General features: G+C 72.7%; 14 protein-coding genes. 7 read left to right on the top strand and 7 right to left on the bottom strand.

What is annotated here, in order from left to right; all coding sequences use genetic code 11:
• Positions 1-23: 23 nt before the first annotated feature.
• The 3 genes from ACFVT5_RS06180 to ACFVT5_RS06170 form a co-directional block, all read right to left on the bottom strand.
• A complete protein-coding gene (locus ACFVT5_RS06180) occupies positions 24-1,286 on the bottom strand; it encodes an NAD(P)/FAD-dependent oxidoreductase (RefSeq protein WP_389881904.1) in 1,263 nt (420 codons plus the stop codon).
• A gap of 124 nt (positions 1,287-1,410) precedes the next feature.
• On the bottom strand, positions 1,411-2,700 hold the full coding sequence (locus ACFVT5_RS06175) for a deoxyguanosinetriphosphate triphosphohydrolase (RefSeq protein WP_389881902.1): 1,290 nt from the start codon (positions 2,698-2,700) through the stop codon (positions 1,411-1,413).
• Between the two features lie 296 nt (positions 2,701-2,996).
• Entirely contained in the window at positions 2,997-3,872 is an 876-nt protein-coding gene (locus tag ACFVT5_RS06170) for a sirohydrochlorin chelatase (protein ID WP_389881900.1), read from the bottom strand.
• Positions 3,873-4,222: 350 nt separating this feature from the next.
• On the opposite strand from ACFVT5_RS06170, the gene ACFVT5_RS06165 reads away from it, so the two are divergent.
• On the top strand, positions 4,223-4,834 hold the full coding sequence (locus ACFVT5_RS06165; protein ID WP_389882120.1) for a vancomycin high temperature exclusion protein: 612 nt from the start codon (positions 4,223-4,225) through the stop codon (positions 4,832-4,834).
• A 141-nt stretch (positions 4,835-4,975) separates the two neighbouring features.
• The gene (locus ACFVT5_RS06160; RefSeq protein ID WP_389881898.1) at positions 4,976-7,165 is read left to right on the top strand and encodes a molybdopterin oxidoreductase family protein; all 2,190 of its coding nucleotides are present in this window, start codon (positions 4,976-4,978) and stop codon (positions 7,163-7,165) included.
• Here ACFVT5_RS06160 and ACFVT5_RS06155 read toward each other — a convergent pair.
• Both ACFVT5_RS06155 and ACFVT5_RS06150 read right to left on the bottom strand, forming a co-directional pair.
• Positions 7,092-7,580 carry a gamma-glutamylcyclotransferase family protein gene (locus ACFVT5_RS06155; RefSeq protein WP_389881896.1) on the bottom strand — a complete coding sequence of 163 codons (489 nt, stop codon included), beginning with the start codon at positions 7,578-7,580 and terminating at the stop codon, positions 7,092-7,094. The two genes, ACFVT5_RS06160 and ACFVT5_RS06155, sit on opposite strands and share 74 nt — an antisense overlap.
• A gap of 207 nt (positions 7,581-7,787) precedes the next feature.
• Entirely contained in the window at positions 7,788-8,477 is a 690-nt protein-coding gene (locus tag ACFVT5_RS06150; protein WP_389881894.1) for an NADPH-dependent FMN reductase, read from the bottom strand.
• A 331-nt stretch (positions 8,478-8,808) separates the two neighbouring features.
• Here ACFVT5_RS06150 and ACFVT5_RS06145 point away from each other — a divergent pair, with 331 nt between their 5' ends.
• Both ACFVT5_RS06145 and ACFVT5_RS06140 read left to right on the top strand, forming a co-directional pair.
• Positions 8,809-9,324 carry a hypothetical protein gene (locus tag ACFVT5_RS06145; RefSeq protein WP_389881892.1) on the top strand — a complete coding sequence of 172 codons (516 nt, stop codon included), beginning with the start codon at positions 8,809-8,811 and terminating at the stop codon, positions 9,322-9,324.
• A 138-nt stretch (positions 9,325-9,462) separates the two neighbouring features.
• Positions 9,463-10,113: a class F sortase gene (locus tag ACFVT5_RS06140; RefSeq protein WP_389881890.1), complete on the top strand. Its 651-nt coding sequence runs from the start codon at positions 9,463-9,465 to the stop codon at positions 10,111-10,113.
• A gap of 98 nt (positions 10,114-10,211) precedes the next feature.
• Here ACFVT5_RS06140 and ACFVT5_RS06135 read toward each other — a convergent pair whose 3' ends face one another.
• Positions 10,212-10,994: a sulfite exporter TauE/SafE family protein gene (locus tag ACFVT5_RS06135; RefSeq protein WP_389881888.1), complete on the bottom strand. Its 783-nt coding sequence runs from the start codon at positions 10,992-10,994 to the stop codon at positions 10,212-10,214.
• Between the two features lie 185 nt (positions 10,995-11,179).
• Here ACFVT5_RS06135 and ACFVT5_RS06130 point away from each other — a divergent pair, with 185 nt between their 5' ends.
• From ACFVT5_RS06130 to nirD, 3 genes are read left to right on the top strand one after another with little or no spacing between them, the layout of a single operon-like run.
• Positions 11,180-12,364, top strand: coding sequence for an NAD(P)/FAD-dependent oxidoreductase (locus ACFVT5_RS06130; protein ID WP_389881886.1), 1,185 nt, complete (start codon positions 11,180-11,182; stop codon positions 12,362-12,364).
• A 2-nt stretch (positions 12,365-12,366) separates the two neighbouring features.
• Positions 12,367-15,006: a nitrite reductase large subunit NirB gene (gene nirB / locus ACFVT5_RS06125; protein ID WP_389881884.1), complete on the top strand. Its 2,640-nt coding sequence runs from the start codon at positions 12,367-12,369 to the stop codon at positions 15,004-15,006.
• A complete protein-coding gene (nirD, locus tag ACFVT5_RS06120) occupies positions 15,003-15,341 on the top strand; it encodes a nitrite reductase small subunit NirD (protein ID WP_389881882.1) in 339 nt (112 codons plus the stop codon). The genes nirB and nirD overlap by 4 nt, the downstream gene beginning before the upstream one ends.
• Here the strand turns inward: nirD and ACFVT5_RS06115 are convergent.
• Positions 15,338-15,793 carry a hypothetical protein gene (locus tag ACFVT5_RS06115; RefSeq protein ID WP_389881880.1) on the bottom strand — a complete coding sequence of 152 codons (456 nt, stop codon included), beginning with the start codon at positions 15,791-15,793 and terminating at the stop codon, positions 15,338-15,340. The two genes, nirD and ACFVT5_RS06115, sit on opposite strands and share 4 nt — an antisense overlap.
• Between the last annotated feature and the right edge of the window lie 84 nt (positions 15,794-15,877).

Below are 15,877 nucleotides of genomic sequence, written 5' to 3'. Positions count from 1 at the left end.
CCGACACTCCTGTGCCGAGCGGGTCAGACGGGCAGCGACGTCAGCGGCACCGACGGGTCGGCGAGCGCGTTCGCGTCCACCGGGGTGCGGGTCCTGATCAGCTCCTGGATCGGGTCGGTGACGTCCCACACGTTGACGTTCATCCCCGCCAGCAGCCGCCCTTCCTTCAGCCAGAACGCGATGAACTCCCGCTTCCCCGCGTCCCCACGGATCACCACCTGGTCGTACGAGCCCGGCGGCGCCCAGCCCGAGTACTCCAGGCCGACGTCGTACTGGTCGGAGAAGAAGTACGGCACCCGGTCGTACGTGACGTCCTTGCCGAGCATGGCGCGGGCCGCCGCCGGGCCGCCGTTGAGCGCGTTGGCCCAGTGCTCGACGCGCAGCCGGGTGCCGAACAGCGGGTGGTCGACGGAGGCGACGTCCCCGGCGGCGTAGATGTCCGGGTCGGAGGTGCGCAGCGACGCGTCGACGGCGACGCCGCCGCCCTCCGCGCGGTCGGCCATGACGAGCCCGGCGGCCTCGGCGAGGCCGGTGCGGGGGGCGGCGCCGATCGCGGCGAGCACGTCGTGCGCGGGGTGTTCCTCGCCGTCGTCGGTGCGGGCGGCGAGGACCATGCCGTCCTGGCCTGTGATCTCGGTGAGCCGGGCGCCGAAGTGGAAGCGGACGCCGTGCTCGCCGTGCAGCTCGGTGAAGAGCTGCCCCAGTTCGGGGCCGAGCACGCCGTGCAGCGGCGTCGGCTCGGGTTCCACGACGGTGACCTCGGCACCGTACTCACGGGCCGCCGCGGCGACCTCCAGGCCGATCCAGCCGGCGCCCGCGATCACGAGGTGGCCGTTGTCGCGGCCGAGCGTGGCGAGTACCCCCCGTAGCCGCTCCGCGTGCGCGAGGCGCCGCAGGTGGTGCACGCCCGCCAGGTGGGTGCCGGGGATGTCCAGGCGGCGCGGCTCGGCGCCGGTCGTGAGCAGCAGCTTGTCGTAGTGCACGACGGTGCTGTCACCGAGGCTGACGGTCTTCGCGGCGCGGTCGATGTCGACAACGGTCTGGCCCAGGTGCAGCTCGATGTCGGCCTGGGCGTACCAGGCGGGTTCATGGACGAAGACGCTGTCGCGCTCCTCCTTGCGCAGCAGATAGCCCTTGGACAGGGGTGGGCGCTCGTACGGGTGCTCACGCTCGTCGCCGATGAGGATCACCCGCCCGGTGAAGCCCTCGGAGCGGAGGGACTCGGCCGCCTTGGCGCCCGCGAGCCCTCCCCCGATGATGACGAACGTCTGATCCGCGTCGACCACTTGATGCCTCCTCATAACCATGCCGCCACATGTGAGCGTCCCGCACGGAGCGTGATGCGGGAAGAGGGAGTGGCCCGATCAGGTCAGCCCTCGTCACACCCCGTGTCCGTTCGGCCGCTGTATGTCAGGGTCGTCGTGCGATGAGCCGGGCGTGCAGGGCACGGGCCGCCGCGTCGGTGAGCGACGCGATCTGGTCCACGATCACCCGCTTACGGGCCCGGTCGTCCGGGGCCGCGCCGAAGAGGGCGCGGAACTGCGGATCGAGCCCGTCGGGCGCGCGCCGGACGAGCGCGTCGGCGAGTTCCGCGACGACCACCCGCTGGTCGGCCCGGATGCGTTCCTGTTCGGCCCGCTGCATGACGTAGCGGTCGGCGACCGCCTTGAGGACCGCGCATTCGAGGCGGGCCTCGTGCGGGACGACCAGTTGCGCCGCGTACCGGGTGAGGCGGCCGGGCGCCGTCCCCGCGCGCGTGGCGTTCTCGGCGGCCAGACAGAAGCGGCCGATGAGCTGGCTCGTCGCGTCCTTGAGCCGGGCCTGGGCGACCGCGGAGCCGTCGTAGCCGTGCGGCCACCACTCCTGTTCGAGGAGCCGGTCGAGCGCCGCCGACAGCTCCTCGGGGTCGGTGTCGTCGGCCACGTACCGGCCGATCGCCACGTCGAAGACGTCCCGGCGCTCGGGCTCGGCGTGCAGCATGTTCGGGTCGATGTGCCCGGCGTGCAGCCCGTCCTCCAGGTCGTGCACGGAGTACGCGACATCGTCCGACCAGTCCATGACCTGGGCCTCGAAGCAGATCCGGTCCGCGGGCGCGCCTTTGCGGATCCAGTCGAAGACCGGCCGGTCGTCCTCGTAGACACCGAACTTGCGCGAGGCGGGGTCGGTGGGGTGGGCGCCGCGGGGCCAGGGGTACTTGGTGGCGGCGTCCAGGGCCGCCCGGGTGAGATTGAGGCCGACGCTCACGAGGTCGTCGCCGTCGGTCGGCGTGTCCGGGCGGACGAATCTCTTGGGTTCGATCCGGGTGAGCAGCCGCAGCGACTGGGCGTTGCCCTCGAAGCCGCCGCAGTCCTCGGCGACCTCGTTCAGGGCCTGTTCGCCGTTGTGCCCGAAGGGCGGGTGCCCCAGGTCGTGCGAGAGGCAGGCCGTCTCCACGAGGTCCGGGTCGCAGCCGAGCGCCGCGCCCAGTTCCCGGCCGACCTGGGCGCACTCCAGCGAGTGCGTCAGCCGGGTACGCGCGCTGGCGTCCCACGCCTGACTGGTACCGGGCGTGACGACCTGCGTCTTACCGGCGAGCCGACGCAGCGCGGACGAATGCAGCACCCGCGCCCGATCCCGCTGAAACGCCGTACGCCCCGGCCGCTTATCGGGTTCAACGGCCCACCGCTCCACATCCCCGACCTCATACGCACTGCCTTCCATGTCCCCGACAGTAGACGGGGACATGGACATCAGGCATGAGGGACTCCGTCAACAGGCCCCGTCAGGGACCGGGCAGGCGCAGCCGCCCGTCAGGGGCGCGGGGAACTGCGCGCCCAGCCACGACGGCGCCGCAGCCGAACAGACGACGGAACCCCCACCCCCCAGGGGCGCGGGGAACTGCGCAACCAGCCACGCACAGCCGCACGCCGAAACCCGACAGCCACCACGAACAAGCCCCATCAGGGGCGCGGGGAACTGCGCAACGAGCCAATCGGACCCTCAGCCGAACGCCCCGCTCAGACAATGGCGAGGGTCCCCCGCGAAACGGAACTTTCGGCCGCCAGAACCTGGTCGTACCGGTACAAAACGAGTCGCGCCACCGCGGCATGCGCCCCAAGCGGCGCCGCCGCGACCCACGGCGCCGCACCGGCACACTCCGAGGCGAACCGCCCAGGCGCCGTGAAGTACGAGGCCACGGCCACCCGATGCCGCCCCCTCGCGGCAAGCGCCCGCACCGCCCCGGCAACGGCGGGCGCCGCCGACGCGTAGGCCGGCACGACAGGAACCCCGATCCGCTCGGCGAGAAGCCCCGCGGTGCGCCGCGTATCGGCGGCCGACTCCGGGTCACGGGACCCGGCGGCGGCCAGCACGACCCCACTGCCACGCCGCTGCACATCACTGAGGCGCGGATTCCAGCCCGCCTCGACCAGCCGCGCGTACAACGCCTCGACCAGCAGCGGATGCGGCCCGAGCGGCGCGGCGATCCGCGCGTCGAGATGGGGCGCGGCGGCCGTCGCGCCGGGCAGATCCCGCTTGACGTGGTACCCACGGCTCAGCAGCAGCGGTACGAGCACCGCGCGGCCGGGCGGCAGCGCGGCGAGGGTGTGGGAAAGGAGCGGCGCGTTCAGCTCGATGTGGCCGAGGTGGACGGAGAGCCCCGGGCGCAGTTCGCGGACCCGCTCGGCGAGGGTCCGGACGGTGGCGAGGGCCCGGGGGTCACGGCTGCCGTGCGCCGCGAGGACGAGCGCGGGCGGTGCGGGACGCCGCCTGCCGTCGAGCGAGACGAGGCTGAGCTGGCTGCCGAGTTGGCTGGTGATCGCGTTCATGAGCTGCGCCGTCGTGTCGAGGTGCGGGTGGGCGGACTCGTCGCGTGCGGGATTCGACGCCGTCATGCACCGATCGTGCCGGGACCAGATTGCCGCTCCGTTGCGCGACGATGACGGCTCCTTGCCTCCCGGCTCACGGTCCGGGGTGGCACGGTGTCAGATCGGTTGTCAGTGGGGTGGATTACTGTGGGTGACGATTGACCTTACGGGTGCGGGGCGGGGACGACGGGGATCGGGGTGAGCGGGGCATGGCGACCGGGGGCGGGACCACGGGACGGGTGCGGGGCGTGTTGGCGGACGTGAGGGGACGGTGGCGTACGGCGCTGGGCGCTCGGTTCGGTCGGGTGCGGGCGCTTCGGTGGCGCCCGAGATGGCCCCGTTCGCGACAGGGGCAGCGGTACACCGTGCAGGTGCTGATGACGCTGTGCGTACTGGCCCTGGTGCCCGCCACCTGGATGTTCCTGGCGGCCGACGGCCGGCTGCGGTCCACGGCGGACGTGCCGCGCACCGAGGTCGCGGTCGTGTTCGGCGCCGGACTGTGGGAGGGCGAGCCGTCGCCGTATCTGGCCCGGCGTCTCGACGCGGCGGCGGAGCTGTACCGTACGGGCCGGATCGAGGTCGTCCTGGTGACCGGCGACAACAGCCGGGTGGAGTACGACGAGCCGGACGCCATGCGGACCTATCTGACGCGGCACGGAGTCCCGGACCGGCGGATCGTCAGCGATTATGCGGGCTTCGACACCTGGGACTCGTGCGTGCGGGCGCGGGAGATATTCGGCGTCGACCGGGCGGTCCTGATCAGTCAGGGCTTCCACATACGCCGGGCGGTCTCGCTGTGCCGAGCGGCGGGCGTGACCGCGTTCGGGATCGGGGTCCAGGACCGGCACGACGCCACCTGGTACTACGGCGCGACGCGCGAGCTGTTCGCGGCGGGCAAGGCGGCGCTGGAGGCCACGTTCCGCCCGGACCCGCACTTCCTCGGACCGAGGGAACCGGGTGTGGCGCGGGCGCTGACCTCGGCACGGTGAGTCGGACCCGGCACGGTGAGCGGGCCCCAGAGCACAGTGAGTCGGCCTCACAGCGCGCGGGTGGCGCCGCTGAGGGGGGCGAACCTGCCGTGTAACCGGGGCCGCCGGGTGGCGTAACAGCCCCGGCGGAGGCTGGGCGGCATGCACCCCACCGTGACGCCGACGCACTGCCCGTACTGCGCCCTGCAATGCGGGATGAACCTCTCCGTGAGCGGGACCGGCGGCGCCGGTGCCGGTGTCGTCACCGTGCTGGAGCGGGAGAGCTTCCCGGTGAACCGGGGCGCCCTGTGCGGCAAGGGGCGGACCGCGCCGGAGCTGCTCGCGCCGGGCCTGCGGCTGACCGGCCCGCTGGTGCGGGACGCGAGGTCCGGCCGCCTGGAGCCGGCGGGCTGGGACGAGGCGTTGGACCGGGTCGCCGAAAAGCTGGCGGCCACCCGCTCGGCGTACGGCGCGGACGCGTGCGGGGTGTTCGGCGGGGGCGGGCTGACCAACGAGAAGGCGTATGCCCTGGGGAAGTTCGCGCGGGTGGTGCTGGGGACGTCGCAGATCGACTACAACGGTCGGTTCTGCATGGCGTCGGCGGCGGCCGGACAGCAGCGGGCGTTCGGGCTCGACCGGGGCCTGCCGTTCCCGCTGGCCGATGTGGCGCGGACCGGGTGCCTGCTGCTCGTCGGGTCGAACCTCGCCGAGACGATGCCGCCGGCGCTGCGGTATCTGACGGAGCTGCGGGCGAACGGCGGGCGGCTGATCGTCGTCGACCCGCGCCGTACCCGCACCGCCGAGCAGGCCGATCTGCATCTGGCGCCCCGGCCCGGTACGGACCTGGCGCTGGCCCTCGGGCTGCTGCATCTGGTGGTCGCCCAGGGGCGTACGGACGAGGAGTTCATCAGGGACCGGACGAGTGGATGGGAGGAGACCCGGGCGGCGGTGATGGCGCACTGGCCGGAACACGTGGAGCGGATCACGGGTGTGCCGGTGCCTCGGTTGCGCGAGGCGGTGGCGATGTTCTGCGGGGCCGCGTCCTCGATGGTGCTCACGGCGCGCGGGCCCGAGCAGCACGCGAAGGGCACGGACACGGTGAGCGCGTGGATCAATCTGTGCCTGGCCACGGGGCGGGCGGGCAGGCCGCTGTCCGGGTACGGCTGTCTGACCGGGCAGGGCAACGGTCAGGGCGGGCGCGAACACGGGCAGAAGGCGGACCAGTTGCCGGGGTACCGCAAGCTGACGGATCCGGCGGCGCGGCGCCATGTCGGGCGGGTGTGGGGCGTCGACCCGGACACGCTGCCGGGGCCGGGGCGCAGCGCGTACGAACTCCTCGACGCACTGGGGAACGAGGTGAAGTCGCTGCTCCTGATGGGGTCGAACCCGGTGGTGTCCGCGCCGCGCGCCGCGCATGTCGAGCGGCGGCTGCGGTCACTGGACTTCCTGGCCGTCGCGGATGTCGTGCTCTCGGAGACGGCGGCGCTCGCGGATGTGGTGCTGCCGGTGACGCAGTGGGCCGAGGAGACGGGCACGGTGACGAATCTGGAGGGCCGGGTGCTGTTGCGGCGGCGGGCGGTGGATCCGCCGGCGGGGGTGCGCAGCGATCTGGAGGTACTGGCCGGGCTGGCGGGGCGGCTGGGTGTGGACCGGGGGTTCCCGGTGGATCCGGAGGAGGTGTTCGAGGAGCTGCGGCGGGCGTCGGCGGGCGGTCCGGCGGACTACTCGGGCATCACGTACGGGCGGCTGGCGGAGGGAGAGGGGGAGGGCGTGTTCTGGCCGTGTCCTTCCGGGAACCCCAACGAGATCCACACACAGATCCCGTCCGACGATCCCTCCGAAGCCGTCGGGGTGCATCCCGGTACGCCCCGGCTCTTTCTCGACCGGTTCGGGACCGAGGACGGGCGGGCCCGGTTCGTGGCGGTGGGGCACCGGCCCGCCGCCGAGGAGCCGGACGCCGAGTTCCCGGTGCTGCTCACCACAGGCCGGGTCCTCGCGCAGTACCAGTCGGGGGCGCAGACCCGACGCGTCGGGGCGCTGAACGAGGCGGCGCCGGGTCCCTTCGTCCAGTTGCATCCCCGCCTCGCGGCGCGGGTGCCGGTGGCGGACGGGGAACTGGTGGCCGTGGTGTCGCGGCGCGGCCGGGCGGTGGCGCCGGCCCGGATCAGTACGGACATCAGGGCGGACACGGTGTTCATGCCGTTCCACTGGCCGGGCGAGGGGCGGGCCAACTCGTTGACGAACCCGGCGCTCGATCCGACGTCGCGGATGCCGGAGTTCAAGGTGTGCGCGGTCCGTCTGGAACCCGTGGGGCCCCTGCCGCCTCCGCCGCCCGCCAGTCGCCGCTCGTGACGAGGGTGCCGGTCGCCAGCAGGCGCGCCTCGACATGGGGCGCGGCGAGATAGACCCAGGCGCTGACGGTGGTGCCGTCGGCCCGGTGGACGGCGCGGACGACGCGTTCGTAGAGGTTGCCCGGGTCGCCGGGGACGGTGAACTCCTCCAGGCGGTCGAGGGCGGCGAGGACGCGGGCGTATGCGGCGGGGCGCGCGGTGATCAGTTCGCCGTGGACGGTACGGGTGTCGGGAGTGGCGACGGCGTACGGGTAGCCGGGGCCTTCGTAGAGGACGGCGCCGACGAGACGGCCGGGTTCCTCGGCGGAGGTGCTGCCGCGCAGATAGGGGTCGTGGTAGGTGCCGCCGGGGCGCAGGGTCCCGTAGACGAAGAAGGGCAGGGCGGGGCCAGGTGCGGGCCGCTCTGTCGTGGTCATACCGGTTCCTTCCGTTCCCTCCGTCGCGGGGACTCGTCCGCCCCGGTCCGATTGTCGCGCGCCGCCACCGCGCGGGTCTTCACGGGGCCGACCGTGGCGACGGTGGCGATGGCGGATGGGATGGCGATGGCGGTGGCGGTGGCGGTTAATCGGCCGTCCTGCCCGGGGTCGCGCGGGACGGCCGGTCGCATCGAGGGGAGACCCGGGTCAGGCTCCGTAGGGATGGTGGGTCTTCGCCTCGCGCAGGGCGCGGCCCCACCAGGTCAACTGGTCCAGCATCGCCTTGGCCGCCTGGGTGGGCGCTGTCGGGTCGCGGTGGTTGCCCTCCTTGTCGAAATGGGCGCCCGCGTGCTGGAAGGAGACGCAGTCCCGGACGGTCATCGCGTGGAGTTCCGCGAAGATCTGCCGCAGGTGCTCGACCGCGCGGAGCCCGCCGGAGACACCGCCGTACGAGACGAAGCCGATCGGTTTGGCCTGCCACTCGGTGAAGTGCCAGTCGATGAGGTTCTTCAGGGCCGCCGGGTAGGAGTGGTTGTACTCGGGGGTGAGGACGACGAACGCGTCGGCGGCCGACAGTTTCGGGGTGACCTTGGCCAGCTCCGCCGCCACCTCGGCTGACGGGGATCCGGACAGGGCGGTCGGCAGGTCGGCGCCCGCCACGTCGATGACGTCGGCCACCAGGTCGGGGTGCGCGTCGACCTGGGCGAGGAGCCAGTCGGCGACGACCGGACCGAAACGGCCCTCACGGTTGCTGCCGATGACGACGGCGAGACGGAGCGGGCGGGTCCGTACGGGGGCCGGATCGGGGGCGGTATCGATAGCGGTATCGCGCGCGGCACCGCGCACGGAATCAGGCACGAAATCGGGAGCTGTGGTCACAGCGGTCTGTGAGGTCATGCGGAACAGCGTCTGACGTCAACCAAACTTGAGGTCAAGCGCCGGACGGGCGCCGCGGTGTCCCCCCACCCGGCCCCCGGGTCACCCGTTCACAGCCCCGGCCGCCCGCCGTACCGGTTCTTTCCGGCCGCACGGCGGTGACCTGCTGGAATGACCGAGGGGATGCCCGTACTACCAGCCGTTCGGCCGCATGACGGCGGCATGACGGCGGCTTTCTGAGGGTGCATCAGGAGGCGTACGGCGCCGAGTGGGCCTTACCTCGGTAATGCAAGGGCGTGACCGACGCAGCGGCGGGATGCCGCGGGTCGCGTCCTCTCGGAGGAGCACCAGCATGCGCATTGCCCGTCAGCTGACCGGTCCCGCGCTCGCCGTCGCCGCGGTGGGTCTGGCGACCGCGCCCGCCGTCGCCGGGGACGCGCGCGGTGTCGAGGTGCTCCCGGCGAGTGCGGCGCCCGGCACCGTCGCGACCGTGAACACGCGCGCCTGCGGTGCCGGTAGCTCGGCGACGGGTGACGCGAGTGCGGTGGGTTCGGGCCAGTTCACGCTGGCGCCGACCACACTGGACGACACCACGATCGGCCAGTTCAAGGTGCCGGCGTCCGCGCAGATGGGCACGTACGAGATCGTCGTGAAGTGCTCCGACGGGAAGCGGGCGGCGGGCGATCTGACGGTGACACCGGCCGCCGCGCAGGGGCAGCCGTATCCGAGAGGGCATGTGGACTCCGGGGTCGGGGGCGCGCTGGGGCCCGACCCCGTTCAGACCGCGGCGGGTGTGACGGCTCTGGCCGTCGCCGCCGCGGGCGGTACCTGGCTCCTGCATCGCCGGGCGAGAGGCGACGGAGCCTGACGGACAACCTCCGCTGTCCATCGGTACCGCCCACCCCTCCCCCTCCGCGGTCGCAGCCCCTCGTGGCCGCGGAGGGGGCAGCGGGACATCGGGCAAGCGAAACCTCAGCGTCCTTGGACGCCGTCTTAGGGGGAGAACGTGCGTGGATCGGGTCACCGCCGGGCCGGCCGGCGGGCCGGGAACACCGCGATAGCGAGCGTCACCGTGGTCGCCCTGTGCACGGGGGTGTGGCTCCTGCGGAACGGTTCCGGCAGCCACGCGCCCCCGCAGCCGTCCGCGGCGCAGGAGTCGGCCACCGGGCCCCGGACCGGTGACCCCGGCGCGGCGCCGCTCGCCCCGTCCCCGCCGACCCGCGTCCGTATCCCGTCGATCCGGGTGGACGCCCCCCTGACCGGGCTCGGGCTCACGCCGGGGGGCAGCCTGGACGTGCCGCCGCCGGAGAAGAAGAACCTCGCGGGCTGGTACGAGGCCGGGACCACGCCCGGCGAGCGGGGCACCGCGATCGTGGCCGGCCATGTCGACAACGCGGAGGGCCCCGCCGTCTTCTACGGCCTCGGTTCGCTTGCCAGGGGCCGGACGGTGGAGGTGGACCGGCGGGACGGCTCGGTGGCGGTCTTCACGATCGACGCGGTGGAGGTCTACGACAGCCGGAACTTCCCCGACACCAAGGTCTACGGCCCGGCGTCCCGCCCCGAACTCCGCGTGATCACCTGCGGCGGCGCCTACTCGAAGAAGACGGGCTATCAGGGGAACGTCGTGGTCTTCGCCCATTTGACCAGCTCCCGCTGACGGCTCTCACCAGCGACTCCGGCCAGCAGTTCCCGTCCGCAGTTCCCGCCGGCAGTTCCCGCCGGCAGTTCCCGCCGGCGGATCAGTGGTTGTCCATGTCAGGCGAGCCACTGTTCGTACGCCAGGTTGGTGACCAGGGCGAGGACCACGGTCAGGAGGACCACGCGGACGAAACCCGTGCCCTTCTTCAGGGCCGTGCGGGCGCCGAGCGTGGCGCCCGCGAGGTTGAAGACGGCCAGGATCGCCGCCAGTTGCCACAGTACGGTGCCCTGCCAGGCGAACATCGCCAACGCCCCCGCGTTGGTGCAGCAGTTGACGATTTTCGCCGTGGCCGACGCCGTGACCAGGTCGAGGTGGAGCACAGCCGTCAGCGCGAGGACCAGGAACGTGCCGGTGCCGGGCCCGACCAGCCCGTCGTAGAAGCCGATACCGACCCCCGCGATCCCGATCGCCGCGAACACCCGGCGCCGTGTCACCGGGCCGGCCACCGGCGCCGTACCGAAGTTCGGCCGCAGGATCACAAAGGCGGCGACGCCCAGCAGGACGACCATGATGACGGGGCGCAACACCTCACTGCTCATCCCGGCCGCGAAGAACGCGCCGCCCATCGACCCGGCCACCGCCGCGAGGCCGATCCGCACAGCGGTCCACACGTCCACCGGCGCCTTGCGCGCGTACGTCACGGCGGCCCCGGTCGTCCCCACGATGGCAACGGCCTTGTTGGTACCGAGCGCGTAGGCGGCGGGCGTGCTCCCCGGCAACCCCAGCAACATCGCCGGCAAGAGGATGAGTCCGCCACCCCCCACCACGGCATCGACCCACCCCGCGGCGAACGCGGCGAGACACAACAAGAACACCGTGGTCAGCGATATGTCAGGCACACGTCCGACCCTAAACACCATGATCCGACGCCCATGACTCCACCCCACCCTTCCAAGGCACCGCCCCCTGATCCGGCCGTGACGGCGCCCCTCACACCCCCGGCGGGAAGCCGCTGAGCGCAGCGTTCCCCCCAGGAAACCGTCCAGATGCGACCGGGTAACACCGCCCCCGCACGCTGCCGTACATGCCCCCTTCCGCTCAGGTGCCACCGGCGATCGTCGTGATCGGCGCCGGCCTCGCGGGGGTCCGGTTCACCCGGCGGCTCGCCGAGCTGGACCCCGGTACCGAAGCCGGGACCGTCCTCGTCGGAGACGAACCGCACGCCCCGTACAACCGCGTCCTGCTCACCGACGTACTCGCCGGGCGCTACGGCCCCGACGTCATCACGCTCCCCCGCCCGCACGGCACCCATCTGCGCACCCGCGCGGTCCGGATCGACCGCGCCGCCCGTACCGTGCACTGCGCCGACGGCACCTCGGTCCGGTACCGCACGCTCGTCCTCGCGACCGGCGCGAACCCCGTCGTCGTCCCGGCGCCGCACGGCCGCACGTTCCGGACGATGGACGACTGCCTCGCCCTGTCGGCGGCCGTACGCCCGGGTACCCGGGTCCTGGTCGTCGGCGGTGGGCCGCTCGGCGTCTCGGTGGCCCGCGCGCTCGCCACGCGTGGCGCCGACGTCGTACTCGCCGAGCGGGACAACCGGTTGATGAAGCGTCAGCTCGACTCCACGGCGGCCGAGTTGGTCCTCCGGCATCTGCGCCGCCTCGGTGTCGAGGTACGGACCTCCTGGCAGCCGCACGAGAAACCGCCCGGCACCGAACTCACCGTCCTCGCCTGCGGGGTACGCCCCCGTACCGGACTCGCCCGCGCCGCCGGTCTCACGGTCCGCTCGGGTGTGGTCGTCGACGACGAGCTGCGGACCTCGGACCCGCACATCCGGGCGATCGGCGACTGCGCCGAACACGCGTCCCGGGTCTACGGCCGGGCGGCTCCGGCGCTCGAACAGGCCGACGTGCTGGCCGCGTCGCTCACCGCACGGCACCCCGAAACGCCTCGCTACCACGGCACCCGCGCCCTCACCCGCCTCACCCTCGACAGCACCGATACGGCGGCCGACCCTCTCGACCTCGCCGCCTTCGGCGCGGCCGACGCCCGTCCCGGCGACGACGTCGTCCAGCTCACCGACGCCACCCGGGGCACGTACCGCAAGGTCGTCGTCCGGGGCGACCGGGTGGTGGGCGGGGTGCTGGTCGGGGCGCTCGGCAGCGTCGGCGCGCTGGCCCGTGCCTGGGCCGACGGCGAATCCGTCACGGCCGGGGACGGCGGCGCTCCCACGCTCCATCTGCTCACCCACGACGGAGGCTGCTGACCATGACCACAACCGCAGGCACGGGCATGACCATGACCACGGACATCCCCACGATCGTGCTGGTCGGGCACGGCATGGTCGGGCAGCGGTTCCTCGAAGCGCTCGCCGAACACGGCCTGACCGCGACGCACCGCGTGGTCGTGCTCGGCGAAGAGCCCCGCCCCGCCTATGACCGGGTCGCCCTCACCTCGTACTTCTCGGGCCGCACCGCCGATGAACTCACCCTCGTGGAACCGGAGTTCATGGACCGGCACGGCATCGAGCTGCGCCTCGGAGATCCCGTCGACGCGGTCGACCGGGAGGCGCGGAAGGTGACGACGCGCTCGGGTGCGGTCTTCGCCTACGACACGCTCGTCCTGGCGACGGGCTCGTACCCCTTCGTGCCGCCCGTGGCGGGCAAGGACGCGACCGGCTGCTTCGTGTACCGCACGATCGAGGACCTGCTGGCGATCGAGGCGTACGCGGCCGGGCACGCCACGACCGGCGCGGTGGTCGGCGGCGGGCTGCTCGGCCTGGAGGCGGCGGGCGCGCTGAAGGGGCTCGGACTCGCCCCGCACATCGTGGAGTTCGCGCCGCGCCTGATGCCGGTCCAGGTCGACGACGGCGGCGGCGCGGCGCTGCTGCGCACGATCACGGGCATGGGCCTGAGCGTGCACACGGGTGCCGGTACCGAGGAGATCGTGACCGGCGACGACGGCGCGGTGACCGGGATGCGGCTGTCGGACGGCACCGAACTCGCCGTGGATCTGGTGGTGTTCTCGGCGGGCGTACGGCCCCGGGACGCGCTGGCCCGCGCCTGCGGACTGCCGGTCGGCGCGCGCGGCGGCATCGTCGTGGACGAGCGGTGCCGTACCGCCGACCCGCACGTCTACGCGATCGGTGAGTGCGCGCAGGCCGTGGACGGCCGGGTGTACGGGCTGGTGGCGCCGGGGTACAAGATGGCGCGGACGGCCGCCGACGACCTCGCGGCGAACAGCACCGGAGGCACCGGCGGAACCGACGGGTCCGGCCGGTCCGACGGGTCCGGGTTCACGGGTGCGGACCTCTCCACCAAGCTGAAGCTCCTCGGCGTGGACGTGGCGTCCTTCGGCGACGCGCACGGCGCGGCCGACGGCTGCCTCGACGTCGTCTACGCGGACTCCCGCTCCGGCACGTACAAGAAGCTCGTCGTCGGCGCGGACGGGACGCTGCTCGGCGGGGTACTGGTCGGTGACGCGGACGCGTACGACACGCTGCGTCCGCTGACCGGTTCGGTGCCGCCGGTCGCGCCGGAGCTGCTGGTACTGCCCGCGGGCGCCGGCGCCCCTGTCGCGCTCGGCCCGGCCTCGCTGCCGGACTCGGCGGTCATCTGCTCATGCCACAACGTCGCCAAGGGCACCATCCGCGCCGCCGTCACCGAGCACGCGTGCACGACGGTGCCGGAGGTACGGAAGTGCACCAAGGCCGGTACCGGGTGCGGGAGTTGCGTCAAGGTGCTCGGGCAGCTCGTCACGGCGGAGCTGGAGGCGGGCGGTGTCACCGTCGACAAGGGCCTGTGCGGCTGCTTCGCGCGGACCCGCCAGGAGCTGTACGAGACGGTGCTCACGCTGCGGATCACCTCCTACCGTGCGCTGTTGGACCGTTTCGGGCGGGAGGAGGCGCGCGGCGGCGACGGGTGCGAGGTGTGCAAGCCGGCCGTCGCGTCGATCCTGGCGTCCCTCGCCCCGACGATCGGCGCGGACGGTCATGTCCTGGACGGTGAGCAGGCGGCGCTCCAGGACACCAACGACCATTTCCTCGCCAACATCCAGCGCAACGGCTCCTATTCGGTCGTGCCCCGGATTCCGGGCGGCGAGATCACCCCGGACAAGCTCATCGTCATCGGCGAGGTGGCGCGGGACTTCGGCCTCTATACGAAGATCACCGGTGGCCAGCGGATCGATCTGTTCGGCGCCCGCGTCGATCAACTTCCGCTGATCTGGACCCGGTTGGTCGATGCCGGTTTCGAGTCGGGGCACGCCTACGGGAAGTCGCTGCGGACCGTGAAGTCGTGCGTGGGACAGACGTGGTGCCGGTACGGGGTGCAGGACTCGGTACGGATGGCGATCGACCTGGAGCTGCGGTACCGGGGGCTGCGGGCGCCGCACAAGCTGAAGTCGGCGGTGTCCGGCTGCCAGCGGGAGTGCGCCGAGGCCCGGTCGAAGGACTTCGGCGTGATCGCCACCGCGCACGGCTGGAACCTGTACGTCGGGGGCAACGGCGGCGCGAGTCCCCGCCACGCGGATCTGCTCGCACAGGACCTCTCGGACGCCGAACTGGTCCGGCTCGTGGACCGGTTCCTGATGTTCTACATCCGCACGGCGGACCGTCTGGAGCGTACGGCCGCCTGGCTGGAACGGATCGAGGGCGGCCTCGACCATGTACGGGACGTGGTGGTGCGGGACTCGCTCGGGATCTGCGACGAGTTGGAGGCCATGATGGCGGACCATGTCGCCCACTACCGCGACGAGTGGGGTGCGACGCTGCGGGACCCGGAGCGCCTCGCCCGGTTCGTGTCCTTCGTCAACGCGCCGGGGGTGCCGGATCCGACGGTCCAATTCGTACCGGAGCGGGACCAGATGAAGCCGGATCTGCCGCTGCTCGCAATCGGGGTACGGGGATGAGCGTGCAACTCCTGCTGGACGGGGCGTGGTTCACGGTCTGCGACCCCGGCGCGCTGCTGCCCGGCCGGGGGGTCGCGGTCCTCCTCCCGGACGGGGAGCAGGCGGCGGTGTTCCGGACCCGGGGCGGGGCGGTGTACGCGATCGACAACCGGGACCCGTTCACGGGTGCGCGGGTCCTGTCCCGCGGCCTGATCGGCTCGACCGCGGGCCACCCCTTCGTGGCGTCGCCCCTGCTGAAGCAGCGCTTCGATCTGGCTTCGGGGAGGTGCCTGGACGAGGAGGAGGTGACCGTCAGGACGTACCCGACCCGGGTTCCTTCCCTCGGGGAGAGCTAGTCCAGGTCCCCGCAGATGTCCCTCGCCTTCGCCAAGTCCTTCTTCACCTCCGGGCCGAACTTGAAGGTGTTGGCGTGGCCCAGTTGGGCGTCGCGGATCGCGGTTGCCAGGGGCTTGTACGCCGGGTCGCCCGCGGCGGCTGCCGCCGAGTGGGCGCCCGCCGCGCCGAAGCGGTTCAGGGCCATGTCCCCCTCCGGGCCGTCCGTCGCGTACTTCGACTCGTCGAAGCGGTCCAGCGCCCCGCACGCCGCGCTCGCGTCGGCCGCGGCATCGCCCTCCCCGGAGCCGTCACCCGCGAACGCCCAGGCCGCGCCCACTCCGCCGGCGCCCACCACCAGCCCGATCAGGAGCGCGGCCACCAGCGGACCGGTACGGCGTGACGGAACGGCGGGAGGAACGGCGGGAGGTGTGGAGGGAGGTACGGGAGGCCCGTACGGCTGCTGTGGGTGCATGGGACCGAAGGGTAGTGGTGAGATCATCCGACCGGCGACCGTCGTCAGGGAGCCGTCAAACCTGCCGACCGGCGGATCAGCACC

This window comes from Streptomyces sp. NPDC058001 (assembly GCF_042886315.1).
GTDB lineage: Bacteria > Actinomycetota > Actinomycetes > Streptomycetales > Streptomycetaceae > Streptomyces.
Note: the sequence above shows the minus strand (reverse complement) of the source record. Positions and strands in the feature narration are given on the sequence as shown.